Origin of the sequence: Pseudoalteromonas gelatinilytica, assembly GCF_001641615.1 — a bacterium.
In the GTDB taxonomy this organism is placed as follows: Bacteria; Pseudomonadota; Gammaproteobacteria; order Enterobacterales; family Alteromonadaceae; genus Pseudoalteromonas; species Pseudoalteromonas gelatinilytica.
The window spans coordinates 519,828-537,016 of the sequence record NZ_LRRU01000020.1 but is presented as its reverse complement, the minus strand read 5'-3'; the positions used below and the strand labels follow the sequence as shown (position 1 = coordinate 537,016).

Below are 17,189 nucleotides of genomic sequence, written 5' to 3'. Positions count from 1 at the left end.
TTATAAATGCAGGCGTTATCAATGCCCGTAATCACCATCGATGGCCCAAGTGGTTCAGGTAAAGGAACTGTTTGTCGCTTGTTAGCCGAGAAATTAGGTTGGGATGTATTAGACAGCGGTGCGATTTATCGTGTGCTGTCACTTGCAGCGCTTCATCATCAAATTGAATTAGATAATGAAGATGCGCTAGTGCCGCTAGCTGCAAACTTAGATGTACAGTTTTTGGTCGATAGCCAAACGCACACATCTAAAATTGTCTTGGAAGGCGAAGACGTCACAACCACAATTCGTAACGAAGAAGTCGGTGCTGCGGCATCTAAAATTGCTGCATTACCACGGGTGAGAGAAGCATTATTACGTCGTCAACGTGCGTTTCGTACTGAGAGCGGCCTAATTGCCGATGGTCGTGATATGGGCACGGTTGTGTTCCCAGATGCACCATTAAAGATTTATTTAACCGCAACGGCTGAAGAGCGTGCTCGTCGTCGCTTTGCTGAGTTGAACGAACGCGGTCTTGATGTTACACTAAGTGGTCTACTAGAGGACATAAAAGCTCGCGATCACCGTGATATGACACGTGAAGTTGCGCCGCTTGTTCCTGCAGAAGACGCAATTGAAATCGATACTAGCGAGTTCAATGCATTGCAAGTGTTTGATAAAGTTGTAACTTTAATCGACGAAGCCGTACTTGCAGGTAAGCTTCCAAAAGCTAAAAAGTAATTTATTAAGGTGCCGGCAGGAAGCCAGTGCTATTTTAACAACCCCATGCAGCATGGTTGCTAATTGGTTATTTAATTATTTAGAGACGTATAATGTCAGAAAATTTTGCGCAGTTATTTGAAGAAAGCCTAAAGGGTTTTGAAGCAGAGCAAGGCTCTATCGTTAAAGGTACAGTTATCTCAATCGAGAACAACATCGTACTTGTTGATGCTGGTCTTAAATCTGAGAGTGCAATCCCTGCTGAGCAATTCAAAAATGCTGCTGGTGAACTAGAAGTTGCTGTTGGCGACGAAGTAGATGTAGCTTTAGACGCAATCGAAGACGGTTTCGGTGAAACTATCCTTTCTCGTGAGAAAGCGAAGCGTCACGAAGCGTGGATCCGCTTAGAAAAAGCATGTGAAGAGCAAGAGACTGTTACTGGTGTTATCAACGGTAAAGTTAAAGGCGGTTTCACTGTTGAAGTTGATTCAATCCGTGCATTCTTACCTGGTTCACTTGTTGATGTTCGTCCAGTACGTGACACAACTCACCTTGAAGGTAAAGAGCTTGAGTTCAAAGTAATCAAGCTTGACCAAAAACGTAACAACGTTGTTGTTTCTCGCCGTGCAGTTATCGAATCAGAAAACTCACAAGAGCGCGAAGAGCTTCTTGCTAACCTTGTTGAAGGTCAAGAAGTTAAAGGTATCGTTAAGAACCTTACTGACTACGGTGCGTTCGTTGACCTTGGTGGTGTTGACGGTCTACTACACATCACAGACATGGCGTGGAAGCGTGTTAAGCACCCTTCAGAAATCGTTAATGTTGGCGACGAAATCGCAGTTAAAGTTCTTAAATTCGACAAAGATAAAACTCGTGTATCTCTAGGTCTTAAACAACTTGGCGAAGATCCATGGGCAGCTATCGCTGGTCGTTACCCAGAAGGTTCTAAGCTTTCTGGTCGTGTAACTAACCTTACTGACTACGGTTGTTTCGTTGAAATCGAAGAAGGCGTAGAAGGTCTAGTACACGTTTCTGAAATGGATTGGACTAACAAGAACATCCACCCTTCAAAAGTTGTTTCACTAGGTGACACTGTTGAAGTTATGGTTCTTGAAATCGACGAAGAGCGTCGTCGTATTTCTCTTGGTCTTAAGCAATGTATTGCTAACCCATGGCAAGAATTTGCTCGTCTACAAAACAAAGGCGACCAAGTTACTGGTAAGATCAAATCAATCACTGACTTCGGTATCTTCATCGGTCTTGAAGGCGGTATTGACGGTCTTGTTCACCTTTCAGACATTTCTTGGAACACGCCAGGCGAAGAAGCTGTACGTGAATTCAAGAAAGGCGACGAAATCACTGCTATCGTATTACAAGTTGACCCAGAGCGTGAGCGTATCTCTCTAGGCGTTAAACAAATCGAAGCTGACCCATTCAATAACTACCTGGACGCAAACAAAAAAGGTGCTATTGTTAAAGGTAAAGTGACTGAAGTTGATGCGAAAGGCGCAACTGTTGAGCTAATCGAAGGCGTTGAAGGTTACATCCGTGTAGCTGATATCGCTCAAGAGCGCGTTGAAGATGCTACTACTGTAGTTTCTGTAGGCGACGAAATCGAAGCGAAATACGTTGGTGTTGATCGTAAGAACCGCACTTTAAGCTTATCTGTTAAAGCTCTTTTCGAAGCAGAAGAGAAAGAAGTACTAGAGAAGCTTAAGAAAGAAGAGCCAGCGTTCGAAAACGCTATGGCTGCAGCATTCAAAAATGCTCAAAAAGACTAATATCTAGTCTTTTAAAATTGGAAGGGCAGTTTTGCCCTTCCTTTACCACTCTTTAAGGAAACGCTATGACTAAGTCAGAATTGATAGAACAACTTGCCGAGCAACACGCACACATCCCTGTGAAAGATGTTGAAAATGCCGTTAAAGAAATTCTTGAACAAATGGCCGGCTCATTATCTAGCTCAGATCGCATCGAGATCCGTGGCTTTGGAAGTTTCTCATTGCATTATCGTTCTCCTCGCACAGGTCGTAATCCAAAGACTGGCGAAACAGTTGAGTTAGACGGTAAGCACGTACCACATTTTAAACCAGGTAAAGAATTACGTGACCGCGTAAATGCGAGTATTGCCTAGTTTTATACAGGAGTAGTTACTTGTTTAGGGTATTAAAAATCGTATTGATTGCGCTGTGTTTATTTATTGCGTTTGTACTTGGTTCACAGAATCCACAATTGGTGCAAATCAATTATTTAATCGCGAGTAATACATTGCCCCTAGCTGTTGTAATAAGTATCTGCTTTATTTTAGGTGTCGCAATTGGTTGTTTTATAAGCTTTACACTGTTTTCTCAGTTAAAGTGGCAAAATTATCGTTTAAAAAAGAAATTAGCGCCTGAAAAAAACAATAAAAAGCTTGTTGCTAATAAAGACACCTAATCATGATTGAGCTTCTGTTTTTACTTTTACCCGTTGCAGCCGGTTACGGTTGGATAATGGGTAAAAACAGCGCTAAAAACCAAGCTCATCAGCTTAATCGCCAAATTACCTCTGAATATTCTAAAGGCCTTAAATTTCTCTTAGACAGAGAAGAAGACCAAGGCTTAGAACACCTTATTAATCTACTCGAAGTTGCTGCTGATTCTGTTGAACACTATTCAACGCTAGCCACTATGTTCCGCCGCCGTGGCGAACTTGACCGTGCTATTAAAATTCATGAGCTGCTATTAAAGCACCCAAGTCTTGATGAGCAACAAGCTGCAACCAGCCGCTTAGAACTTGCTGAAGATTACATTATGGCAGGCTTGTTAGATGGTGCAGAAGAGCATTTAGTATGGCTTGTTAAGGCAGGCTATAAAGAAGCGTTAGAGCCTATTATTAATCTTTATTCACAAACCCGTGAATGGGAAAAGGGCATTAACATGTACGAGGCCCACAGTGAGTTGTTCACTAAACCTCAGCATGTAAAAGCGATTGCAAATTTTTATTGTGAAGCAGCCTTACAAGATAACGATACGCAAATTATGCGTAAAGCTATTAGCTTAAACCACAAAGCTATTCGCCCTTTGTATGAGCTTGGCCACAGCGCTTTTACTAAAGAAGATTATGTAAAAGCAATTTACTATTGGCGTGAGCTGATTAGCCAGTTCACGTTTTTTGCGCCAGTATTTATTGAAGAATTAGCACTGAGCTATCAAAAGCTTAATTTAACGCATCAGTTTTACGAATTACTCAATGAACTGCTCGATAAAGGTGGCGTATTAATAAAAATAAAACACTGCCAAGCTTTACTTGAGCAAGGCCATATCGAGCAAGCAATCAAATTTTTAACGGATAGTTTAAAGCGTCATCCGACTATTCGTGGCTTTAGCTTTTTATTACAGCTACTTGCCAAACAAAACAACGATATTAAAGATGTACTCGATCAAATTGATAAGCTAGTAACGTCTTATATCGCAACCAAACCTGATTTTCAGTGCCAACACTGTGGCTTTACCAGTCATACCATTTATTGGGTATGTCCATCTTGTAAGCACTGGGAAACAATTGTTCCAAGCCGTGGCATAGACGGTTTTTAATTCATATTAGTCCATTAGTTTTTAGGAAAGTTATGTCTGTCGAAGATTCAAAAAAAGTATTAATTGCCCTTGATTATGATGATCAACAAACAGCTCTTGCGTTTGTAAAGCAATTATCGCCTGATACGTGTCGCCTTAAAGTAGGCAAAGAAATGTTCACGTATTTCGGTCCTAGCTTTGTTAAGGAACTAATCGACTTAGGTTTTGATGTATTCTTAGACCTAAAATTTCACGATATTCCAAACACAGTAGCTAAAGCTGTAACCGCAGCTGCAAAAATGGGTGTATGGATGGTTAACGTGCATGCCTCTGGCGGCGTTGAAATGATGACTAAAGCAAAACAAGCTTTAGAGCAGTTTGGTGATGATGCTCCATTACTGATTGCAGTAACTGTACTAACTAGTATGGATGCCGCTGAGCTTACTCGTTTAGGTGTAGATAAAACACCAGAAGAGCAAGTAATTTACCTAGCAAATCTTGCTAAAGAATCAGGCCTTGACGGGGTAGTGTGCTCAGCACAAGAAGCGAAAAAGCTAAAAGCAGAACTCGGCGCAGACTTTAAACTGGTTACCCCTGGTATTCGCCCAGCAGGCAGCGATGCAGGTGACCAAAAGCGCATCATGACACCAAAACAAGCCGTTGAAGATGGCAGCGACTATTTAGTTGTAGGCCGCCCAATCACCCAATCGGCAGATCCAGTTGCAACACTAAAAGAAATTAACGACTCACTAAAATAACCTCGTTATTTTTAAATAGTCTTAAAGAGCATTGTAGGCACGGTTTATATCGCGCTAGATACAATGCTCTTTTTGTTTTTTTGGCAAGCTCACAATACTTAATCAGGTGAATTCCCTAGAACTCTAGCGATCAAAAAGTGTTTATTAGGATTGGCAAAATATCATATTTAATCAATTGCTAAACAGCTCTTTTCATATATATCAATGAAAGTGAACGTTGCGATCTGATTACTTTTATAATTTTATTTTGATGTCTTAAAAAACTTCGTGGTAGTAATCATTTAGGGAATTTGTTAAAAATATAGAAACCAGATAATTGGCGTTAAGTCTGCAAAGTATGCGCGATGAACGCACCATTTAAATGTTAGGTTTCTATGGATAAAGTATACCTGCTAGAGCATTTGCACATAATTTCTGAAAACAATGAATGTGTAAAGACAATCGGGATTTATGCTTCTGAGCAAGAGGCAATTGCTGCTGTTGGAAGGCTAAAAGAGCAACCTGGGTTTAGTGATTTTCCAAATATTAACCCCGCTGCTTGTGACGAAAGTGGTTTCTATATATCGTGTTACCCACTTGGTAAAGATTATTGGGCTGAAGGTTTCGTAATAATCGACACCTAACACATATCAACATGCTGAATGCTTAGTTCAAGTAAGCATAACGATTCTTTTTTGCTGCTTTAAGTAGCTAATTTTTCTTTTATTATTTTAAAAACCTGTTTATCTTTGATATGTCTGTTAGCCGTTAAAATATTTTCGGCAAACACATATTGAGGGTCTCTTTCTTGATTTCATTAAAACTAAATATCAGAAGGTTATGTGATTTATTATAGATGAATTAAATCGCCAAAAATAGAAGCATTATGAGTAACTGGAAACCTATCACAAAACCTCATTTAGAAGGCATTATAGAAATTGCTGAGTTCAACATGTCTTTTGTAGAAAGAAACCTGTGGAACCAAATTAAACTAAACGAGCTTGAAAAATGGACTCAGTATCCATTTGGTGAAGAGGGCAATGGCTTTTGGGTTGTCGCAATAATTGGTAAGCGATGTCTTTATTATAATGATATAGAAGACGGGTTCAACTTAAGTAACTTCGAAGTTTGGGGTGAGATTGCTGACTATTATTCTAATCAAACTGATCTTTTAAGCTTCTTACAATCTGTATTCTTTAGAGGTATTTAAAAGCAAGTTAGCAAGTTAATATTAGAAGGAGGAATGCGGTATGCTATGTCTCGTGCCACATTATTTTTAGTCTATAGCTGTAAATTTTCTTCAATTATAAAATTGCTTCAAGGTTATTCGTAAGGAAAATATTAGGACATGGAAAAATTTGTACTCGCAATTTTAGTAATCCCACTGCTTATTGGGTTTGTAATTTTTTCTGTCAATTCAGTCTCTGAATTTAGAAAATCATTAGAAAATTGTTCTCATCCATTGTTCGTTAGTTGTTTCCCGTTTTTATTTCTAACTAATAACTTCTTCAATTCAATTGCGATTTCACATAAAAAAGAGGCTTTTAAAAACCTAGGACTGGCTTTATTGTGCTGGCTAACCGCAGCTGTTATTTTGTATGTTGCCCATCAATTCCAATATGTATAAGAAGCAAATGTATAGCGGTGGACTTGAATTAACTCTTTGTTTGATTGAGATATTACTTATTATTATGTGTTTGTTATTAGTGACTCTTTTGGTATAAAAAGCTATGTACCTTTAAGTGTTTATGAACAATAAGTTGCAATTGATGAAGAGCATCAGCTTTACCTTGAGCTTTCTATTTTATTTCTAGCTTAAGCTAATTATCTGTTGCTAAGGATTATTTTGAGTAACTATCTATTTTTATTAGTTTCATTTACTTGTTTAGCTATACAAGGAAATGAATCGCCTGAAACTGTTTGGGCTTATTCACCAAAGCATTTTAAGTGTAGCCCTAATGAAATTAGCGTAAACGGTAGCGTCTCTATTATGTTTGGTGAGAACTCATTTAAAGAGCTAGCTATTTATCGTGAACCTGATAGCACATGGTTATTTTTGGTTGTTGATAGTGCTCCAAAAGAAATGAAAAGTTTAATGTCTACTTCTCAGCTTAAAGCTACAAGTTTAGTCAGCTTAACCCCCGAAACCATGGGTTTTCGCTGGGAAGCTGATGGTTTTAATGAGATTCTTTTCACAGTTCCCGGTAAATACACTTTATATAATAGTGATAATTTAGAAAGCGAAATGGGTGGTTATAAATGCGATATTGTTATTACCCGAAGCTGATTTTCTAAACTACAAGGTATGATATGTGGAGTGAAATCGATAACGGAGAAACCATAGGAACGATAGGTCTGAAAGTGGTTAAATAATTAAAGACGAGGAGCATTCAAAAGGTGCTCGCCTAACTTTTGAAAAAGATAGTGTTAATGCACCATACACCTTAACAAGTGGGGTTTACGATTGCTTCTTTCATACAACTCAGTTATCAAACATAAAAGAGGGGATTAGTGAATTTGAAGCAATGAAAGCTGAAATATCAGAGTTCGTTAATAAAGAAACATCAACTGATGAAGAACATGATTGGATTTTAGCGTTTGTTGGTAGAAATAAATAACTATCAATTAATTATAAAGTAGAAATTAAACAGGTATAGCTTTATCGACAAACACTTTGTGTAAATATTAATACCTAATAGTAGCCTTTAACAGACAGTACAAAATAAGCTATGGAAAAATTTGAAGAAGAGCTAACAAACTACATTCACGATTTGTTTCTAGAGAATGAATTCTTACAATGGAGAAAAGGGCTTAAGCAATATTCAGAAGGCCAGTGGCACTCGCTAATCGTAAAGTTAGCTAACGCCAATGCACCGATAGATAAGTTAATGTACTTCGGTGAAAAAATTTATTCTCAATTAGTTTTCAATTATGTTAAAGCTCCGGATTACAAAGAATCTAGAATGTTAATGATCCAGTTTACTGTCACAGGGAGCCTATGGCACTGTTTGGTATGGCATTGTCCAGAACGAAATTAAAACGCTTATTAAATCACTCAACCTATACGCTTACTATTCTGACGCTAAGAAAGAACAGTCAAAATGTTTTTTAAATTGGGGATAGAAATTACAAATAGAGTTAGTTCAAAGAGAATGTTGTAAGCATTTATGTGTAGTTTATGCTCTTATTGAAGTATATAAACCATTATAATCTCTTAAGTAAAGGATTTAATTAATGGAAATCAAACTAGGTCATGGAATCGACACAATTCAATTTGGTCTTACAGAGACGCAAGCTGTTTCTGCGTTAGGTGTACCTGATAAGATATTTTTCACCGATTCAGAAAATAAGCGATTGCAGTTTAACCAGCTTTTAATAGAGCTGACTTTTGAAATTGACAATGATAATCGTCTTGGCTGGATCGAAGTTTACAATAAAAGTGCAGCTTTGTTTGGTTATCAACTTATAGGTAAGCCAATGGCCGAAGTTTTATCAATTATTAAGACCGAACTAGACTCTGAACCTTCTGTTGATGATTATGGCTCGTTTGTATCTGTAACGTTTGAAAAAGAATGGCTAGAACTTCAATTTCATTTTAATAACCTCACAAACATTAATTTTGGTGTTTTGTATAGCGATAACGATCAGCCTATATGGCCAACAACACCACAAGGATGCATTTAACAGCGAGTATAAAACCTTGTATGTTCAGATTAATTTAGGTTTACTATTAAATTTAATTAACTCAAACGTAAATTACATAGTTATTGAAACTAAAAAAAGAGTAAAGCTTTCACTTTACTCTTTCAGATAATTCATTATCTTGTTAACTCGCAACTCGCAACTCGCAACTCGCAACTCGCAACTCGCAACTCGCAACTCGCAACTCGCAACTCGCAACTCGCAACTCGCAACTCGCAACTCGCAACTCGCAACTCGCAACTCGCAACTCGCAACTTACTTCAATCTAATCGACGTTGCTTCAATCTCGATTAAACCTTGCTTAAACAAACCGCCAATGGCTTTTTTGTAGTTTGCTTTACTGGTTGAGAAAGTTTTTTTAATTGCTTCTGGGTCTGACTTATCACCTAGGTGAAGTACGCCGCCTTCGGCTTTTAATTTAGCTAATATTTTTTCGCCTAAGTCGTTCACTTTGCCCATACCTGGCTTTTCAAGTAATACGTCGATTTTGCCGTCTTCACGTACTTTTTGAATAAAGCCTTTTAAGCGCTGGCCAACAAATAGCTTTTTAAATACGGTGTTGTAGTAAACAACGCCAATGTGGGCTTCGTTCACGAGTACTTTGTAGCCAAGGTCTGTTTTACCGGCAACGATTAAGTCAACTTCTTCCATTACTGAGTAAGTTGGTTCATCTTTTGATAAAAACTTATTAAAGTTGCTCGATGCACAAATACGTTGGCTGGCGTTATCGAGGTATAAACGTACAAGATACGAAAAGCCGTCTTTCATTTTTGGCTTTTGTTCGTTGTATGGCGCTAGTACGTCTTTTTCGAGGCCCCAATCCATAAACGCACCAGTGCTGTTGATTGCTTTAACACGAAGTAGGGCATATTCGCCCACTTCAGCTAAAGGTTTTTTTGTGGTGCCGGTTGGGTGACCTGCGTGATCTAAGTAAATGAATACTTGCACGCTGTCGCCAGCTTCTAGTTCGTAATCAATTTCTTTGCTTGGTAAGAATACTTCGCCTAAATCACGGCCGTCTAAATAAGCACCTTCGTTAGATATTTCGTTAACGAAAAGGGTTTGTGTGGTTCCTAAAATACTCATTGTTATTCCTGTTCTGGCTTTTTCTTACGGCGCATTGGAGCAAAACCATCTACATCAATTGGTGCTTGAATAGGGGCTTTAGGCTTTTTAGGGGCTGCTTTGCGTTTTGGTTTAGCAGGTTTTGCAGCCACTTTTTTCTCTGCTTTATTCCAAACAGTGTTTGGTTTTTTCTCACGCAGACCTTTAAATTTACCAACAAGGCCGTCAACGGTGAAAAAGCTTAATTCATCATTTAAAAATGCTTTAATTGCTTTATAGCTAGGCCAATCTTTCGGGCCCACTAACGAAATAGCAGTTCCTTTAAAGCCTGCGCGACCAGTACGACCAATACGGTGCACATATTCTTCAGCATGTTTTGGCAGGTCAAAGTTAATTACGTGGGTCACGCTTAATAAATCAAGACCACGTGATGCAACATCAGTGGTGATTAAAATTTTAAAGTTTTCACGGCTAAAGGCATCCATAATTTCAAGGCGCTTAGCCTGTGTTAAGTCACCCGCAAGTGCTTGTGCTTTTAGGCCTTTATCAGATAATAATTGGCTTAAACGCTGAGTATCGGCACGTGTTGCAGTGAAAATAATGCATTGGCCAACATTGTCTTGTTTTACAAAGTGCTCTAGTAGCGCTTCTTTGTGATCTAGATGATCAGCTAAATAAAGCTGCTGGGTAATGTCACTATGCTGCTCGTTAGAGGCACTTAACAGTATTTGTTTTGGTGAACGTAATAAGTTACGCGACAAAGCATCAACTTGGGCATGGTCAAGGGTTGCTGAAAACAATAACGTTTGGCGTAAACGGTGATCAGCAAGCTCGTTGATCATTTTAACTTGATCGGTAAAACCTAAATCTAAAATACGGTCCGCTTCGTCAAAAATTAATAGCTCTAAGCCTGAAAGTTGTAACGAGCGTTGACTTAAGTGATCAGCAATACGCCCCGGTGTGCCTACTACAAAGTGCGGGTCTTTACGAAGTGCTTTGATTTGATCGTTAAAGTTTTCACCACCCAGTATTTTTACTGCACTAATGTTGGTGCCTGCAATTAAAAGTCTTAATTGGCTGTATACTTGGGTTGCTAATTCGCGGGTAGGCGCAACGATCAAAACGCGAGGGTCGCGTTTACTGAGTGCTTTTTGTTTCATTACACGCTGTACAGCAGGTAATAAAAACGCCAGCGTTTTGCCCGATCCTGTTTTTGACTGTGCAAAAATATCATGGCCTGCGATAGCTGTTGGTACCGCGTGAGCTTGAATGTCAGTGGGCTGGGTGATGCCTTGATGCGCAAGTTGTTTTTCGAGGCGTGTATCAATCCCAAGTTCAGTAAAATGCAATGCGTAATCTCCGATGAGCAAAATTTGTAAATCTTGTTCATTATAACGCACTTGCCTCACTAGGAGACAGTAAAAACACAGCTATTTCGCATCAGTTTTTGCAATTATCGCTAATTCGCGTAAAATACGCGCCCTCAATGCGCCGGATTTGCGATTCGGTTAACGCCCCACATGGGTATTTAAAGCAAAAGGTAAAACCATGACTGCTGTTCATAAAGACAATGTAACTAGCGAGCACTTTGTTGTTTGCGCACTTTACAAATTTGTAGCCCTTCCTAATTTTGAAGCGATTCGCCAACCATTACTTAAAGTGATGGAAGACAATGAAGTACGCGGTACTTTGTTACTTGCGGCTGAAGGTATTAACGGTACTGTTTCTGCTAAACGTGAAGGTATCGATAACCTACTTGCATGGTTAGATGCACAACCAAACCTAGACAACATTGTGTCTAAAGAGTCATACGATGATGAATGCCCGTTCTACCGTACTAAGGTAAAACTGAAAAAAGAAATCGTAACTATGGGTGTTGAAGGTATCGACCCACGTGAAGTAGTGGGTACATACGTAAAACCAGCTGATTGGAATGCGTTAATTTCAGATCCTGAAGTGATTCTTATCGATACGCGTAACGATTACGAAATCGAGATCGGTACTTTCCAAAATGCCGTTGATCCAAACACGAAGACATTCCGCGAATTCCCTGCCTGGGCGAAAGAAAACCTAGACCCAGCAAAGCACAAAAAAGTAGCGATGTTCTGTACTGGTGGTATTCGCTGTGAAAAATCAACTGCGTACATGAAAGAGCAAGGCTTTGACGAAGTATTCCACCTTGAAGGCGGTATTCTTAAGTACTTAGAAGAAGTACCAAAAGAAGAAACCATGTGGGAAGGTGAGTGTTTTGTATTTGATAACCGTGTTGCGGTAAATCACGACTTACAAAAAGGTTCTTACGACCAATGTCATGCGTGTCGTATGCCTATCACTGAAGAAGAAAAGCAAAAGCCAGAATACATGGAAGGTGTTTCGTGTCATCACTGTCACGACAGCCTAACAGAAGAGCAACGTGCACGTTTTGCTGAGCGTCAAAAGCAAATCGAATTAGCACAAGCGCGTGGCGAAGGTCACATCGGCAACGAAGCGCAAGAAGTTCTTCGTAAGCGTAAAGAAGCTAAAAAAGCGCAAAAAGAAGCACAGCGCCAACAGTAAATGTTAGCTTTATAAATTGATAGAAACCCCAGCATAGTCTGGGGTTTTTTTATGTCTGTCCGTTTTTGCTACATACAGTTTTTTACACATCTTAAACAGTCTCTAACTGATGTTAGGAATAGTATCTAACTTAAGCTTTTATACTGATGGGATGAGAATAGAATGAATAAATTACTGCTAGGTTTATTATTTTTAGGTGGCTGCGCGACACAAGGGGTAGATAGAGCCGACCAAAATGTGATGATCAAACGCTTTTATGCAAAGGTAACATCAGTAAAACCCGTTAAATTATCATCGAATGTTAAAACGGGTATAGCAGCAGGCTCTGCGATAGGTTTTGTTGATGAATTAGATGGCAACCACGAAGAGATGATTGCAGGCGCCCTTGCTGGAGCACTGGTCGGCGGGATTTTTACTGCAATTGCAGAGGGAAGCAACGATGCCTTTGAATATTCATTACGTTCAGAGCAAGAAGGGAGTTTTACGCTAATTCAAAAGGAACAAGTTGATATTAACTCAGGGTGTGTAGAGGTTACCATTGCAAGCGAAGCACACTTAAAAGGGGTCGATTCATCACATTGTCGTTCTTAATTTGAAAACAAAGGCGATGTATGCATTTATTTCACCTTGGCTAATTGTTTATTAAACGAAGTCATCTTTTTATTGATCACAAAGCTGTTACACTTCGTAACAATTAAAACGATTCTTATTTAGGTGAAATTTTGACAATTGGCAAGTTACATACATGGACTTTAATTGCCTGTATTAGTTGTGTTTCCGTCGCTGAGGCGGCTAATGTAGTTGTAGAATCAGTGTCTGTTGAAAAGTCTAAACAACAGATAAAAGCAGTGGGTAACGCTGAAGCGATCCACTCAGTCACACTTTACCCAGCCGTTGGTGACAGAGTCACCGCTGTTTACTTTAAACCAGGCGATAACGTTGCCAAAGGTGACTTACTATTAGAGCTTGATTCACGTAGACAAAAAGCAGCGTTGATCGAAGCCGAAATTACATTAAAAGATGCTGAGCGCACCATGAAAAGGCTTGAAGAAAGTCACGCCCGTGGTGCGGTGCCACAAAGTGATTTAGATGATGCGAAAACGCTTTATGAGCTTGCAAAAGTCCAGTTAATGCAAGCCCAAACAGAGCGTGAAGACCGCGAAGTTCGTGCTCCTTTTAGTGGTGTTATGGGTTTAACTGACGTCGAAGTAGGCGACAGGATCACAACCCAAACAGCCATTGCCACTATCGATGATATTTCTGAACTTTATATCAATTTTAATGCCCCAGAGGCCGCTATATCAGTGCTTAAACAAAAATCCTCGGTCGAAGTGGTGCCTTGGTTAGGCGATAAAGGGTATACGGCTAAGGTGGCAGAGCTTGATTCGCGTATCAATGCCCAAACCCGCACACTTAGAACAAAAGCCAAACTTGATAATAATGGCCAGCAATTTATGCCGGGTATGAGTTTTCGTGTGCACATAAATATTCTGGGTGAAGAGTTTGCGGTCGTACCCGAAGCTGCCATGATGTGGGGTGCTGCAGGCCCTTACGTATGGAAGAGTGTCGATAAAAAAGCAACTCGTGTTGATGTAAAAATTGAGCAGCGTCTAGCAGGGCGTTTACTAGTCTCTGGTGGCTTAAACGAAGGTGACTTATTGGTGACAGAAGGCGTTCAGCGCCTAAGACCTAATCAAGAGCTTAATTTCATCAATGAAGTGCAGCTAGCCAAGGAGTAATGATGAAACAGCAACCTATGATGGAAGACTTACCATCAATGGCGATACGTCGCCCTGTTTTAATTGTGGTACTTAACTTACTCATTATTATTGCCGGTATTGCTGCAATAGCAGGGGTTGAAGTACGTGAGCTTCCTGATGTTGATAGGCCACGTATTACCGTATCAGCGTCTTTTCCGGGTGGTTCACCGGAGACCGTAGATACCGAAGTGACTAGTAAGCTCGAAGGGGCGGTTGCGAGGGTAAGTGGTGTAAAGTCGATTCGTGCGCAAAGTGAAGAAAACAACGCTCGTATCGTGGTTGAGTTTCGCCCCGGTGTTAATTTAGATGATGCTGCGAACGAAACACGCGAATCAGTAGCCCGTGTACAGCGTGAACTACCCGAAGAAGTTGAACGGGTATCAATTATCAAAGCCGATAACGATGCCGAAGCGGTAGTATCGTTAACGGTATCAAGTGATAGCTTATCCCTTGAGGCACTAACAGAGCGTGTTGATGTTGACTTAGCCCCGCAGTTTTTAACTATTCCTGGAGTTGCCGATGTTCGCTTAAATGGTGACCGTGAACGGGTGCTTAGAGTGCGTATCGACCCACTTAAGCTGAGCAGCTTTAACCTTACCGTACCAGATATTGCCAACGTACTTCGTCAGGCTCCCTTTGATGTGCCTGCAGGTAGTTTAAAATCAAGTGATCAACAAGTCATCGTTCGTGCTGATGCAACGTCAATTTCTGCTGAACAAGTAGCCGATATCATCGTTCGCGACGATACCCGTATTGGCGATGTTGCAGCTGTTTACTTTGGCCCAGCTGATCCGCGTTCGTTCGTAAGGCTTAATGGCACACCTGTCATTGGCATGGAAATTATTCGTCAGGCGCAATCGAATACCATCGAAATTTCTGATGAAGTGCTCACTTTAATCGAGCGCATGCGAGTCCGTTTTCCTGAAATGGAATTTACTCTCACCTCTGATGATGCGCAGTTTATCAGAAGTTCAGTTGATGAAGTCATTAATTCCTTGTTGCTAACCGTGCTGTTAGTGGTGATAACACTGTGGGTGTTTATTGGCTCATGGCGCGCAACCCTGGTTCCTGCATTTGCAATACCTGTTGCATTAATTGGCTCTTTAGCACTTATTTGGGCGCTTGGTTTCTCAATTAATATTCTTACTTTGCTTGCATTAGTGTTAGCAACCGGCCTAATTGTTGATGATGCCATTGTGGTTAGTGAAAATATACAACGTCAGCGGGGCTTAGGTCTTGGCCGCCGTGCAGCTGCAGTGGTTGGTACGCGTGAAGTATTCTTTGCTGTTGTGGCAACAACCGCCGTATTGGCTGCGGTGTTTGTGCCTATTGCTTTTTTACCTTCAACAGCAGGACGCCTATTTAGAGAGTTTGGTGGTGTATTAGCTGGCGCTGTGATCATCTCAAGCTTTGTAGCACTGTCTTTGGTCCCTGCGTTGACTTCAAAATTGAAATTAAAGCAGGGTGGTTTTCATCCATTCGCGAAAGTTGGCCATGGTTTAGCCGCCGTTTATAAGCGCACAATACATGGGGTGCTTGAGCATGCATGGCTTACCTTTTTTGCATGTTTGTTGGTTGCAGCAGGCTCTGGGGCACTTTATTTCAACCTAGATAACGAGTTATTACCATCAGAAGATCGCGGTAAAATCCGTATTTTTGCCCGAGGTCCTGATGGTGTTGGCCTGAACTTTATGGACAGGCAAGCGGTGCAAATGGAAGATATCTTACTGCCTTATGTTGAAAGTGGTGATATTGAGTCTATTTACACTGTGGTTGGGCAATGGGATCCAAATATTGTATTTATCACTGTGCCACTAAAACATTGGGACGAACGTCATTTTAGTCAGCAAGAAATTATCAATAAAATACGTGAACCTTTAGGGAATATTCCTGGTGCGGCTGGTTACCCAGGTGGCTCAAATAGTTTGAACTTACGTGGTCAAGGCGGTGGTATTGAGCTTGCTTTATTAGGGCAAGATTACCTCGAGATATTTAAAGCCGCGCAAGAGTTCTCTGCTGAAATTGAAAAAGCAGTGCCAGAAGTGGCGCCTGTGCGTATTTCATATCAGCCGTCACAGCCACAATTACGGGTTAATATTGATAGGCGTCGTGCTGAAGAGCTTGGTGTATCGCTCAGTGATATCTCTGTGACACTACGCGCAGCAATCAATGGTGATGATATCGCCGATTTAAACATTGGTGACCAATCAATCCCAATTATGTTGCAAGCACAAAACCAAACAATCACAAACCCAAGTGACTTAGCTAATTTGTATGTTGGTGGCCGTAATAGTCAGTTAGTGCCACTGAGTAGTGTGGCAACGATTACTGAAGAAGGTGTTGCCGCTGAGCTTGAGCGTCATGCGCAGCGCCGTGCTATTGAACTAAGTATGGAAATGCCAGAAGGCGTTACCATTGCTGAGCTTGTAACAAAAATCCGTGATATTTCAGAGCAATCTCTGCCTGCTGGCATCAGCTTAGCGTTTAAAGGTGAGGCATTAACTTTTGAAGAAACCGCTAATGAAGTATTAGTAACCTATGTATTGGCCTTTTTAATTGTACTACTGGTTTTGGCAGCGCAATTTGAAAGTGTAAATAGTGCAATTGTTGTGATGATCACCGTACCGTTTGGTATTACATCAGCGATTTTGGCGCTTTATCTAACGGGTACATCATTAAACATTTACTCGCAAATAGGTTTAGTGATGCTGATTGGTCTCATTGCTAAAAATGCCATATTGCTGGTGGAGTTTGCCGACCAATTACGTGATCAAGGCCGATCGGTTAGAGCTGCGGTAGAAGAGGCAGCATTGGTTCGCCTTCGCCCAATCGCGATGACACTGGTTTCAACCTTACTAGGAGCATTACCACTTATTTTATCTACCGGCGCGGGGGCTGAGGCTCGTAACGCGATTGGTTGGGTGGTATTTGGCGGTTTAGCACTTGCGGTGTTATTTACCCTGTATCTAACGCCTGTCATATACCTTGGTTTAGCTCGCTTTACTAAACCAAGAGGTGATGAGTCGAAACTTCTGGCCGAAGAGTTAGAAAAGGCTTAATCCTATTGAATTGGCTATTTTTCTTTGAAAAAATAGCCAATTACCCTCACAATTAAT

General features: G+C 40.5%; 18 protein-coding genes. 16 read left to right on the top strand and 2 right to left on the bottom strand.

Translation table 11 applies throughout. From position 1 onward, the window contains the following. Positions 1–6 precede the first annotated feature (6 nt). The 12 genes from cmk to NH153_RS15440 all read left to right on the top strand — a co-directional run bounded on the left by cmk (position 7) and on the right by NH153_RS15440 (position 8,674). Positions 7–720: a (d)CMP kinase gene (gene cmk / locus NH153_RS15495; RefSeq protein ID WP_063705481.1), complete on the top strand. Its 714-nt coding sequence runs from the start codon at positions 7–9 to the stop codon at positions 718–720. 92 nt (positions 721–812) lie between these two features. Next, a complete protein-coding gene (gene rpsA / locus NH153_RS15490) occupies positions 813–2,480 on the top strand; it encodes a 30S ribosomal protein S1 (RefSeq protein ID WP_063705479.1) in 1,668 nt (555 codons plus the stop codon). Positions 2,481–2,545: 65 nt separating this feature from the next. Then, positions 2,546–2,833, top strand: coding sequence for an integration host factor subunit beta (ihfB, locus tag NH153_RS15485; RefSeq protein ID WP_036968575.1), 288 nt, complete (start codon positions 2,546–2,548; stop codon positions 2,831–2,833). Positions 2,834–2,853: 20 nt separating this feature from the next. After that, positions 2,854–3,135 carry a lipopolysaccharide assembly protein LapA domain-containing protein gene (locus NH153_RS15480; protein ID WP_054551349.1) on the top strand — a complete coding sequence of 94 codons (282 nt, stop codon included), beginning with the start codon at positions 2,854–2,856 and terminating at the stop codon, positions 3,133–3,135. A 2-nt stretch (positions 3,136–3,137) separates the two neighbouring features. Beyond that, positions 3,138–4,274 carry a lipopolysaccharide assembly protein LapB gene (gene lapB / locus NH153_RS15475; RefSeq protein ID WP_058585078.1) on the top strand — a complete coding sequence of 379 codons (1,137 nt, stop codon included), beginning with the start codon at positions 3,138–3,140 and terminating at the stop codon, positions 4,272–4,274. Between the two features lie 32 nt (positions 4,275–4,306). Further along, a complete protein-coding gene (gene pyrF, locus NH153_RS15470) occupies positions 4,307–5,011 on the top strand; it encodes an orotidine-5'-phosphate decarboxylase (protein ID WP_063705476.1) in 705 nt (234 codons plus the stop codon). A 374-nt stretch (positions 5,012–5,385) separates the two neighbouring features. Then, a complete protein-coding gene (locus NH153_RS15465) occupies positions 5,386–5,634 on the top strand; it encodes a hypothetical protein (protein WP_063705472.1) in 249 nt (82 codons plus the stop codon). A 242-nt stretch (positions 5,635–5,876) separates the two neighbouring features. Next, the gene (locus NH153_RS15460) at positions 5,877–6,200 is read left to right on the top strand and encodes a hypothetical protein (protein WP_063705468.1); all 324 of its coding nucleotides are present in this window, start codon (positions 5,877–5,879) and stop codon (positions 6,198–6,200) included. Between the two features lie 138 nt (positions 6,201–6,338). Next, on the top strand, positions 6,339–6,617 hold the full coding sequence (locus NH153_RS15455) for a hypothetical protein (RefSeq protein ID WP_063705466.1): 279 nt from the start codon (positions 6,339–6,341) through the stop codon (positions 6,615–6,617). A gap of 219 nt (positions 6,618–6,836) precedes the next feature. Further along, positions 6,837–7,277 (top strand): hypothetical protein, encoded by a 441-nt coding sequence (locus NH153_RS15450; RefSeq protein ID WP_063705464.1) that lies wholly within the window; start codon positions 6,837–6,839, stop codon positions 7,275–7,277. A gap of 442 nt (positions 7,278–7,719) precedes the next feature. After that, positions 7,720–8,028, top strand: a complete 309-nt coding sequence (locus NH153_RS21865) for a hypothetical protein (RefSeq protein WP_063705461.1) — start codon at positions 7,720–7,722, stop codon at positions 8,026–8,028. A 196-nt stretch (positions 8,029–8,224) separates the two neighbouring features. Then, positions 8,225–8,674: a hypothetical protein gene (locus NH153_RS15440; RefSeq protein WP_063705457.1), complete on the top strand. Its 450-nt coding sequence runs from the start codon at positions 8,225–8,227 to the stop codon at positions 8,672–8,674. A gap of 273 nt (positions 8,675–8,947) precedes the next feature. Here NH153_RS15440 and NH153_RS15435 read toward each other — a convergent pair whose 3' ends face one another. Together NH153_RS15435 and NH153_RS15430 are read right to left on the bottom strand one after the other, a co-directional pair. Beyond that, a complete protein-coding gene (locus NH153_RS15435) occupies positions 8,948–9,778 on the bottom strand; it encodes a CvfB family protein (RefSeq protein WP_063705453.1) in 831 nt (276 codons plus the stop codon). Between the two features lie 2 nt (positions 9,779–9,780). After that, positions 9,781–11,106, bottom strand: a complete 1,326-nt coding sequence (locus NH153_RS15430; RefSeq protein WP_063706172.1) for a DEAD/DEAH box helicase — start codon at positions 11,104–11,106, stop codon at positions 9,781–9,783. Positions 11,107–11,305: 199 nt separating this feature from the next. Here NH153_RS15430 and trhO point away from each other — a divergent pair, with 199 nt between their 5' ends. The 4 genes from trhO (at position 11,306) to NH153_RS15410 (ending at position 17,132) form a co-directional block, all read left to right on the top strand. Then, entirely contained in the window at positions 11,306–12,313 is a 1,008-nt protein-coding gene (gene trhO, locus NH153_RS15425) for an oxygen-dependent tRNA uridine(34) hydroxylase TrhO (protein ID WP_063705450.1), read from the top strand. A 162-nt stretch (positions 12,314–12,475) separates the two neighbouring features. Continuing rightward, complete coding sequence (locus NH153_RS15420; RefSeq protein WP_063705447.1) at positions 12,476–12,904, top strand: hypothetical protein; 429 nt, start codon at positions 12,476–12,478, stop codon at positions 12,902–12,904. 131 nt (positions 12,905–13,035) lie between these two features. Next, positions 13,036–14,052 carry an efflux RND transporter periplasmic adaptor subunit gene (locus NH153_RS15415; protein ID WP_082874084.1) on the top strand — a complete coding sequence of 339 codons (1,017 nt, stop codon included), beginning with the start codon at positions 13,036–13,038 and terminating at the stop codon, positions 14,050–14,052. A 2-nt stretch (positions 14,053–14,054) separates the two neighbouring features. After that, positions 14,055–17,132: an efflux RND transporter permease subunit gene (locus NH153_RS15410; RefSeq protein ID WP_082874083.1), complete on the top strand. Its 3,078-nt coding sequence runs from the start codon at positions 14,055–14,057 to the stop codon at positions 17,130–17,132. Positions 17,133–17,189 lie beyond the last annotated feature (57 nt).

Coding starts and splice junctions, on each gene's coding strand:
- NH153_RS15455 (WP_063705466.1), top strand. CDS start 6,339: ATGGAAAAATTTGTACTCGCAATTTTAGTAATCCCACTGCTTATTGGG.
- NH153_RS15460 (WP_063705468.1), top strand. CDS start 5,877: ATGAGTAACTGGAAACCTATCACAAAACCTCATTTAGAAGGCATTATA.
- NH153_RS15440 (WP_063705457.1), top strand. CDS start 8,225: ATGGAAATCAAACTAGGTCATGGAATCGACACAATTCAATTTGGTCTT.
- rpsA (WP_063705479.1), top strand. CDS start 813: ATGTCAGAAAATTTTGCGCAGTTATTTGAAGAAAGCCTAAAGGGTTTT.
- ihfB (WP_036968575.1), top strand. CDS start 2,546: ATGACTAAGTCAGAATTGATAGAACAACTTGCCGAGCAACACGCACAC.
- cmk (WP_063705481.1), top strand. CDS start 7: ATGCAGGCGTTATCAATGCCCGTAATCACCATCGATGGCCCAAGTGGT.
- NH153_RS15410 (WP_082874083.1), top strand. CDS start 14,055: ATGAAACAGCAACCTATGATGGAAGACTTACCATCAATGGCGATACGT.
- trhO (WP_063705450.1), top strand. CDS start 11,306: ATGACTGCTGTTCATAAAGACAATGTAACTAGCGAGCACTTTGTTGTT.
- NH153_RS15435 (WP_063705453.1), bottom strand. CDS start 9,778: ATGAGTATTTTAGGAACCACACAAACCCTTTTCGTTAACGAAATATCT.
- NH153_RS21865 (WP_063705461.1), top strand. CDS start 7,720: ATGGAAAAATTTGAAGAAGAGCTAACAAACTACATTCACGATTTGTTT.
- NH153_RS15420 (WP_063705447.1), top strand. CDS start 12,476: ATGAATAAATTACTGCTAGGTTTATTATTTTTAGGTGGCTGCGCGACA.
- NH153_RS15465 (WP_063705472.1), top strand. CDS start 5,386: ATGGATAAAGTATACCTGCTAGAGCATTTGCACATAATTTCTGAAAAC.
- lapB (WP_058585078.1), top strand. CDS start 3,138: ATGATTGAGCTTCTGTTTTTACTTTTACCCGTTGCAGCCGGTTACGGT.
- pyrF (WP_063705476.1), top strand. CDS start 4,307: ATGTCTGTCGAAGATTCAAAAAAAGTATTAATTGCCCTTGATTATGAT.